General features: G+C 31.3%; 9 protein-coding genes. 3 read left to right on the top strand and 6 right to left on the bottom strand.

Translation table 11 applies throughout. The annotated features are described in order from the left end of the window. The first annotated feature begins 359 nt into the window (after window positions 1-359). Both JM172_RS23530 and JM172_RS23525 read left to right on the top strand, forming a co-directional pair. Window positions 360-1127, top strand: a complete 768-nt coding sequence (locus JM172_RS23530) for a class I SAM-dependent methyltransferase (protein WP_214484819.1) — start codon at window positions 360-362, stop codon at window positions 1125-1127. A 123-nt stretch (window positions 1128-1250) separates the two neighbouring features. Next, window positions 1251-1628 carry a hypothetical protein gene (locus JM172_RS23525; RefSeq protein WP_214484818.1) on the top strand — a complete coding sequence of 126 codons (378 nt, stop codon included), beginning with the start codon at window positions 1251-1253 and terminating at the stop codon, window positions 1626-1628. Between the two features lie 580 nt (window positions 1629-2208). On the opposite strand, the gene JM172_RS23520 is transcribed toward JM172_RS23525, so the two are convergent. Continuing rightward, entirely contained in the window at window positions 2209-3279 is a 1071-nt protein-coding gene (locus JM172_RS23520) for an S-layer homology domain-containing protein (protein ID WP_214484817.1), read from the bottom strand. Between the two features lie 289 nt (window positions 3280-3568). Then, window positions 3569-4492: a phosphotransferase family protein gene (locus tag JM172_RS23515; protein WP_214484816.1), complete on the bottom strand. Its 924-nt coding sequence runs from the start codon at window positions 4490-4492 to the stop codon at window positions 3569-3571. Window positions 4493-4957: 465 nt separating this feature from the next. On the opposite strand from JM172_RS23515, the gene JM172_RS25310 reads away from it, so the two are divergent. Beyond that, window positions 4958-5080, top strand: coding sequence for a hypothetical protein (locus JM172_RS25310; protein WP_284730503.1), 123 nt, complete (start codon window positions 4958-4960; stop codon window positions 5078-5080). Between the two features lie 360 nt (window positions 5081-5440). On the opposite strand, the gene JM172_RS23510 is transcribed toward JM172_RS25310, so the two are convergent. The 4 genes from JM172_RS23510 to JM172_RS23495 form a co-directional block, all read right to left on the bottom strand. Further along, a complete protein-coding gene (locus tag JM172_RS23510; RefSeq protein ID WP_214484815.1) occupies window positions 5441-6040 on the bottom strand; it encodes a hypothetical protein in 600 nt (199 codons plus the stop codon). 164 nt (window positions 6041-6204) lie between these two features. Next, window positions 6205-6837 (bottom strand): hypothetical protein, encoded by a 633-nt coding sequence (locus JM172_RS23505; RefSeq protein ID WP_214484814.1) that lies wholly within the window; start codon window positions 6835-6837, stop codon window positions 6205-6207. A gap of 69 nt (window positions 6838-6906) precedes the next feature. Continuing rightward, window positions 6907-7377 (bottom strand): hypothetical protein, encoded by a 471-nt coding sequence (locus tag JM172_RS23500; RefSeq protein ID WP_214484813.1) that lies wholly within the window; start codon window positions 7375-7377, stop codon window positions 6907-6909. A 1137-nt stretch (window positions 7378-8514) separates the two neighbouring features. Continuing rightward, the coding region (locus tag JM172_RS23495; RefSeq protein ID WP_214484812.1) for an S-layer homology domain-containing protein at window positions 8515-9563 on the bottom strand (1049 nt) is incomplete at its 5' end.

Here is a 9563-nt window from a genome sequence, read left to right as displayed (position 1 = left end):
TGGGATAACGGTTAGTAGTATTTTTTTAATAATCTTCACCTACTATTCTTGATAGTAATATTCAATTAACATGCCCTTTATCTTAAATACCAATTATTTCAAAACCACTCAAATCTTACAACAACTTTTTTAAACATAATAAAAGCGCACTGTTAGATCATCGCGCCATATTGTTGAATAACAATTTTCTGATTGACCTTTAGTAAGATAAACTAATAAGCTCACTTACCATTTAGTTTGGTTATTATTTAATAGTATTTTAGGTAATAAAATAAATTGATTTACGCATATCCTATTTTTATCAAACTACATATAAAGATTTTGTTTTATAATAATTTAAAAGTTGAGGTGGATTCATTTTGAAATGCACTTGGAGCTTATCTGAGTATGAAGATCCAAAAATGTACGATCTTGAAAATAATAAATATTACGAGCTACCACTACTATTTTCTTGGGCAAAAAAGCTAAACATTAAGGAGCAAACAATTATAGATTTAGCATGTGGTACAGGAAGAATTACGATCCCTTTTGCAGAAGAAGGATATCAATTATTAGGGATTGATATCCATGAAGGAATGCTTCATGAAGCCAGAGAAAAAACAACTAAAAATTTATCGGTAAAATGGATAAAACAAGACTGTCTAAATTTTAAAATCAAAACTAAATCCCCTTTTATTTACATGGTAGGATATGCATTTCAACACTTTTTAACTAATGATCACCAGGATCAATTATTTAAATCAGTACATCAATCTCTCTCCGATGATGGGATTTTTATTTTTAACACCCGTTTTCCTTCTGTTCAAATGTTAACTCAACCTACAACAAAACAATGTTGGCGAACTTTTATCGACAGAAAAAAACGAAGATGTAATATCTATACTGAAATAAGGTTTAATCCAGTTTCACAAATACAGTATCTTCGAATCACACGAGAATTCCTTACAAACAACATAATAGAAGAGGAAAGAATATCAACAATTGATTTACGTTATACTTACCCGCAAGAGCTAGAGAGAGCCCTCCAAATGAACGGATTTAAGTTACTTCATATGTACAATGGTTGGGATAGAAAAATACTAGCATCTGAATGTTCCACAATAGTTGTCATTTGTCAAAAGGCATGACATTTCAAAACACATAACTTGAAATATCCTAATATGTTTAACTTCAATAAATCCAAAAACATATTACACACTTTTCAGCATATATAGATTATAGAAATAATTCTATGAAAGGATTGATTAAAAATGGCCCCTGCTGTAATAACTGTCTCCTTAACATTGCCTCAAATTATTACTTTATCTAATCAACTCATTAAGTTAGACACGTCATTCATTATTGAAAATGTTCAGTCGGTTGATGGAACCCTTTCCCTTAAACGATCCACTAATAATGGAGATTTTATATTCTTATGTACTTACAGTATAAATACAGACTCTATCAACGAATTATCACTAACTCCCAACTTAACTTGGGTTGATCAACCTAGCCCAGGTTCTCATGTTTATGAGGCTTCTGTGACTCTTAGCCAAGCTTCACTAAACAATTTTGGATCACGATCTTTAAATGCAATAGTATTTGATGATACTAAAGTGCCAAAGCTCTTTTGTGCTCAAGAAAAGTAAATATTAATGATGTAAACAAAAGATTTTTCTGTCAAATTCATTCTTTGTATTATAACCAGACAATACTTTGATAAAATTTTATAAAGGCTTTAACAGTTTCCATTGAGGTTACTAAAATATCTTATTTAAACACCATTGCTCAAAATATAATGAAAAAGGCTTTTCAGGTAGTTCTAAATCAAAAAATTATTAAAGTGATGTAAATTTCCTAATACAAGCTGATTACATATAATTTACCTACTATACTCTATAGATATAAGATCCTTCTGCCAACTTCCCTGGTCATCCTCCTTCTATGAACGGAACAGGGGGGGTACATATTTTTCTCAACTATATGTTTCTCTTTCTCCCTTGTGATACCTGATTAAACCTTGTCTTTAGTACAAATAAATGATGCTATATTTCTTAACAACGCCAAATTGTATTATGAGATCAACCTATTATTTTTTCTAGTTATCTATTATTAACAGATAATATCCTTAAAGTATAAAGTAGGCAAGATAGCCTTTAATATCTTCTTGCGCCATATTGTTGAAGATAAGCACAACAAAAAGGGAGTAACTTGTACTCCACTTTTTGATTAGTTTATTGGTTTCGGATTCATATCTACTTTAGGATAACCATATTTATGACCTGCTATTACATTTGAATATCCTAGGATATCTTTTAATTTAAACTCATATAGATAATCATCTGTAAATGTTTCGACTATCATATACCCATAATCTACTTTTGCACTTTCTCCCCTTAATGCAGCATCAGAAATCCAAGGATAATCTCTATTGAGAAGATTAGAATTAAACGCATATATCACCAAAGCCTGCTCATGATGATAGCCTGTCTTTAAATCTTTTGTAGGATCATAACTAATCCAAGATGATTGTAGCAATTTTTCAGATGTACCATACCCATCATCTACATACGATACATATACATAATCTTTTCCTAAGTTGTACCTTAAATCATCGAATACTGGGAGAGCACTGATATCTCCCCTTAACTGAAGAATATCATAATCTGTATAGTCCATCATCCTCATGATTGTCACTATAGCTTGCTCTCTTGTAATATTTTTAAATGGCATAAACTCTCCATTTGACCCTTTCATTAAACCTATAGTATAGGCAGCACTGACAGCGGGGATTGCCCATTCATTAATCTTATCATAGTCTGCATATCCCATTTCTTCTTCTGTAGCGTAGATTAATATACTAGTTCTATGAACTGTGTTCATCAACATTTGAGCTGCTTGTTCTCTCGTAATGAAACTATCTGGAGAGAAAGTTGTCTCTGTTGTACCGTTTATACTCCCCATTATATAAGCTAGTTTTACATGATCTAAGTCGGTGTCATCAAATGGTTGATCGATTGTCACATATTCTAGTACTTTACTCTTAGACCAAATATGCTCATAACCGGTCATTTCTAATTCCATAAATGCCGCATTTACCAATAACTCCGCAAACTCTTCTCTCGTAATTGGATCGAAATACTTCGATTGTAATCTATCTGGTACGATGCCCATGTCAATTCCTCTTTGAATCGTTTCCTTTGACCAATCATTAGGATAATCTCCTGATTGTGCAAACACTGATATAGAAGGAAGTAATAACATCAATGATAAAATAACTACTAACGTTTTCTTCAACATAATTAACCCTCTCTTTTTCGATGTAATATCGCTCTGAAATTCTTTTACAATATCAAACTTACATTCATTAATTTACCAATCTAATTATACTGAAAGGGTTTGTTAGAAGTAAATAATAACTAATAGATTAATGCCTTTTACCCTTTTTACCTATAGTTGTCCTAATCAATATAGCCATCAAATGAAAAATGACGCTATCTTTATAAAAGATTTGCGCCAAATTGCCGAAGATGGTTAACTATGTTTTAAGCTCAGGTCTTCTAGAAAATTCCCTTTTAATAGTACATCCTTAGTTTTCATTGGTTATCCTTTTTATTTCACCAATTGTAAAATTAATGATAAATTGAATTTTCTTTTCAGATATATAGCCTTGAAAATACTTCTCAATCTCCCAAGCTAACATCATTGTAGTATGGTCAACATAAAGTAGATTAAAATCTTCTCTATAATCTTTCTCAATAATATTGATTTTCTTCTCATTTAATAGTGTTCTATACGAGTCAAAAATAAATTGAATTAACTCAGGTTCGTAAATATCCTGTAATAAGATAGTTATATCTCTCAGTGGTGAGCCGAGAGCCGCCCACTCCCAGTCAATAAAACTAATTTGGTCTTCATAATAAAATATGTTTTCTAAATGAGTATCACCATGCGTTAAAACTAAAGGGCTTTTTACCTGATAATTATTTATTTCTAATTGTTCATAGGCATATTTTATTGTTTCTACCCAATCCAATTTTGCCCATTGGTGCTGGATAATTAATTTATTTATTTCATCTATACACCAATTACGCCATTCATAATTCATTTGGTGTATAGGTAACTCGTTCCTTGCTACATCAAGTTTCAAAGTATGTAGGGCTAATAACCTTTGTAAAATTTGTTCAATGAAATCCTTTTTATTATTGAGAGATAAATTTTCAAAAACTACTTTTAAAGGAGATTCAAGATCATACATAAGAATGGCTTGAGGATAAGAACTCCATATTTCAACTAATTTACTAAATGGTTTAATAAGGTTTTCTAACTTTTCATATATATGTACCTCATTATTTCGGTCATGTGCAAACTCCTTATATATGTAATTCTTTTTTCTATCCTCTCCACCCAACACTTCAATTCTATAAATATTTCCTGCATATATACCTTCTATTTTTTCTTGATTGAGTATCTTCCACCTTTTTTTAGTTATTCTTTGTTCTAAATATGTCAAACAAACCTCCCCTTTCTCAAGTAACAATCATAATAGGTGTTGTTCAACAATTCCTTCTATACATAAAGTTTAACAAAAATTATTTCAACTTATTTTAATTTTCATAAGGATAGTTTTTCAATAAATGATTCTAAGATAAATAATGGCGCTTATCTTTCAGATTAGCACCATTTTCTTATTATGAGGTCAACCAGTTCATTTCTGATTGACCTATTTTTAATAGGTATTATTCTAAAGCTAGTCCGAATATGCTACTACCTTCTTGCGCCATATTGTTGAATAACATTTTCTTGTTCTCCAATAGTAAGATTAGCTTATTTCTTAACTAATGGAATAAATAATCATTGTGTTCTGTAAAAATAGTCTAAATAATACAAAAATACACAATATTCTAGAAGGACTTACATTTTTTTTGAAGAATATATAATTTTAGAATTTAAAAATTATTAGGAGGTGTTATTCAAAATGAAAAAGCTATTATTAGTTTCGGCACTAACTTTAACTTTAATTGGATCAGGTTTATCTGTTGCAAGTGCTGACCATAATCCACCATTGTGCACTAGCACAGGTACTTGTATACAACCATAACTATACATAGGGACAAGAGCATGTCAAATGATGGCATGCTCTTATTCATCTTATTTTATAATATGTTTACTTAATAAAAGCCACAATAATCCATAATATAATTGCGATTATAAGGTATGAAATTGTTCTTATTACTCGTTTTTCTGAGACGGATAGTTCGTCCCATTTCCTTTTAAACGCCATCTAATCACCTCAGTATCACTTGTGTTTCCTTAATAGGGAAATTCCAGATAGTCTTTACTAGCCTCTTGTGCCATATTGCTGAAAATCTGTTTGATTATTATGAGAATTGAAGTTTAACTCAAGAGCTGTCAACAAGACAACTGTAAAACTAATAACCTACAAGTATTTTAGCACGGATTAATAACTGTATTTCCCAAATTCAATCGTAGCTCTGTCATGACCACTAAACCAAACCATTAAATTTGGAGTCTCTAGAGAATTATCAATTGTTCCGAATCTAAAATCCATACCGAGCCAACCATGATATTGATCTTCCCTAGAATCATAATTACCACTAGCATATAATTGAGCCTTTTCCTTGTCCTTCCACAATGAAACGTATGGATAATATTCTTCATCAGAAAATTCAACTGCAGCTCTCATTACAAGCACTTCGGTAGAGGTAAGATTGTCATCGATATTAGGGACATATACGACAAATTCATTTTTTCGATTTTTTGAGTGGGTTGAGATGATTTCATATTTGAATGGAGGGAGCTCTAACATTTGATGAATTAATGAAAGTTCACTTAACTTATATTTAGTTTGTGAGTTTTTTTGTTCAACCTCTAATGTTTTGACATATTGAGAATTCACTTCATACTCAGAGGTCATTAATTCTAAGCGATCTTTCATTTCTCCGTTTTCTTTTTGCAAATGGTAATATTCATAAAACATCCAAGCTATTAAACAAATAGAAATTGTAAAGAATAGTTTCACCAGCTTTCTTTTATTCATATAAGTTCCTCTCCCTCTTTACTAAACATATTCAGAGTAAAAACAATAGCGTAAATTCTCTAATTAATTTAAAATTCATCTTTGCAAAATAGAACACTTTTATTGTTCCTAGAAAGCGCCATTGGAAAAGGATAGTTTTTACTAATTATTTAAGGTTCATTGGTTTACTTGTATTTGTCCTTTACATCTTTTTTTAGTTTGTTAAACCTTCCATACTCATCACCAAAATATTCAAGGTCTTTAATATCTTCATATTTTTCTACCTTTTTCTGTTTTTTAGCTTCTTCCTGCTTTGATAAGTCATACTTTCCTTGAAACATGCCAACAATTACATATCCATGACTAGTTGAACTTTCTCTTAACAAGAGTACATAATTTCCTTTTTCATTTACAAGGTTATATCCTTCAATAGAAACAAATTGATCATTCTTAAAATAAGCTGGCTCAAAAACAGTAATTATATCTTTCTTATTTTTATCTCCTTTATAAACTTTTTTTATTTCAATTTCTGATTCTATTGTTGTTTGAACTAAATGACCGCCTTTGAAGAAATCTTTCTGGTCACGCTCTCCAGTATATTTCCCTTTAATTATTAAGTCAGCATATTCTTCAACTTCAGTGATGTCATCGTATAAGTCAAAGTCTGCCATTGATTTTACCACACTCGCATTATCGTTTACTAAAACGGTTTCTTCCTTATCAGAAACACCATTAGTAGATTCTCCTACACTATTACAGCCAGATAATAATATGGGAGATAACATAGTTAATATAGATAGTGATTTTATTAATCTCATTATATTCGACCTTTCTCTATAGATAATTATTAATCAGGATACTTCCATATCTGTTGTAGTAAAAATCTTCTAATTAGTCATAAGTTTAATTGATTTCTTATAAGTTGCAGTTAGGACAGTTATAAAAATACTAAGTAAACCGAGAATACAGTATATACTAGTAAAATAAGGTAATCCAGCGTCCCCTCTAATAAACGCAATCGTCGAAGTAACACTAGAAATTGTTTTACTTATTGCCTCTTTATACATGGCACCAACTCCATAGATGATCACTTTTTCCAGTATCCAAGGAACTATGCTTACCAGTAACCCCACTTTATATGGCTTTGAGAAAAACTTTCTCACAAAGATCCCTGCACTTAGATATGGTATAACAATCAGAAAAAAACCAATAAATATTCCTGAAAGCCTCCAATCCTGGTCAATGGATCGTTGAAAGATCAACACAAAAAGTGTGGCTGACGCTAAATAGGTTAGTATATAAACTATAATCACTATTGTCCAACCAACAATTATATCCCCTATAGATGCTCTATTCATCTTTAACCCCCACAATGTATACTTTAATTATAATAACTTTTCCCTATGTATCCATATTTCTCCTAATGATTTTACACTATAGAACTAACAATTTGAACGTGAAAAAAGCAAACAAATAGAGACGCTTTTCAGTATTATTTCTGAAAAGCGCCATATCGTGGAATAACATTTAATTAGTAAAATTTATTACAAGACCCTTTCAATTCATTGGAGAAATTTTTCGATGTGGGGGTCGAATGTCATTTTGTCCCCTTTAAGTTATTGTCACATATGCTTGTAAAACTCTAAAAAAGAAGAGATTTAAACTCAATTATTTTAGGCTCTGTTAAATTTTAATGTTGATAATTGAAGAAAAGTTAGAGGAAACCTTTCCTCTCTTCTTATTCAACGAATGCGTTAGTTGAACCACAGATACATTCGTTGAACTTAAATATTTTTACATAATGAAATAATTAGTTATTAACACTAAAATTATCGCCCCAACAATAAAAGCACCAATGTGAATTAAAATCTTGTATCTCAGCTTAATTTTTACTAAGAAATATAACTTAAATGTGAAAAAAATCACAACTAAGTCAATAGGTGTTTTAATTAATGAAATAATGAGTTTATTATCAATTTGGAAGGTTTTATAGATAAACTCCCTAACAAAGTAATTATTTGCTAAACCAATAATAGAAAAAACTACTTGATAAACAAAAAACTTAGAGGGGTTCATGCAATTCAACTCCACCATATTAAACCTTGTCAATAGTATTATTACCCACTCTTCTTCAAGTAACCTAAATAATTTTCTGCTTTCTTAAGAGCTTTATCAATATTTTTTCAGACCCAAATCTTATCAAACCATTTTTCATAGATACCAGCTTTTGAAGCCTCGTATTGTATTTTCCCTCCCAAAGCGGGAGCCAAGAACCTGTAGCTGATACTAGATTATTGCGCCATATCGTAATATAAGGTTAGCCAGTATGAACTGCCCCCTGTCTACTAGACAGGGGCAGTTCATTCCCTGGTTGACCTATTTTAATTGATATTAATCTAAAGGTATCCGGGATATCATTAACTACATTCTTGCGCCATATTGTTTAATAAGAAAGCTTGATATTGATAGACAAAGCGAGCACAGCTCGCTAGTGTCTATTGTTTTACTTCCTCATATGAGGTAATTGGGAAGATTTCCTCAAATACCCAATCAGGAGTTTTCCAAGAAACTGTATCCGTTTTTCTAGGGAAATGCACTTGCACATCCACATCTCTAACATACCACTTATTTAACTCTATCCCTTCTGGAAGGTTGGTTCCAGAAGTATATTGAATGTACTGTGTGCCTCTTACTCTTACTCCAGTATCACGACCCTTCTGCACACTATGGTACATTGTAATATCAGTAACAAAAATATTCTCTGAAACTACTTTGTTATTTTTGGTTTCCTGAACTAACTCGTTAAAAAATTGAGGCAATTCATCTCGTGTATAACTTACCCCATTGTAAGTTTGGCCACTCCGATAATAATAAAGGATGTCTTTTATCCAAGTATCATCAATTGTTAGGTAATCACGATTATAAAATTTGTCCATATACCCTATTACAACATTTACCTTATTATCAGTATGAGGTTCCGATAAATCTTGATATTTGGTAGGATACCGTTCAAAATGATTAACTTCAGCTAAAGAATCAAAAACATCATGATCAACAGGATAATTACTTAATCTCTCCAAGTCTGCTTCTTTATCAACCCAAGACTCTAACTCTTCTTTAGAATAATCATGGATTGATTTTTCTCCTTTAAAAGTTTCTAACAAATTATCTAAATCTGGTGATTTAGCTTTAGCACCTAGATAACGAGTTAACATGACTGATGCTTGAGCTCTTGTTGCTAGACCAGCAGCATCAAAAGTTCCATCCGAACGACCACTCACTATACCAGAACCATTCGCTAATGCTACGTATGGTTGATCAGATTGGTTTAACTCTCTTTGGTCAGTAAAAGGTAGGTTAATAAAGTCCAGTTGCTCAAGACCAGCTAATACTTCTTTCCATTGTAAACTTTCTTTCGCTAACCCTCTTGCAATCATTTTGCTCATTTCTAATCTAGTGATTTCTAGGTTAGGATTGTATCCATCAGGATATTCACTTGGTACAATCACACCCTCTTCTACTAATCCATTAATATAAACTTCAG

The sequence above is a fragment of the Bacillus sp. SM2101 genome (assembly GCF_018588585.1).
Taxonomy (GTDB): Bacteria; Bacillota; Bacilli; order Bacillales; family SM2101; genus Nanhaiella; species Nanhaiella sioensis.
The sequence above is the reverse complement of the archived record's forward strand: the minus strand, read 5'-3'. Positions and strand labels throughout refer to the sequence as shown.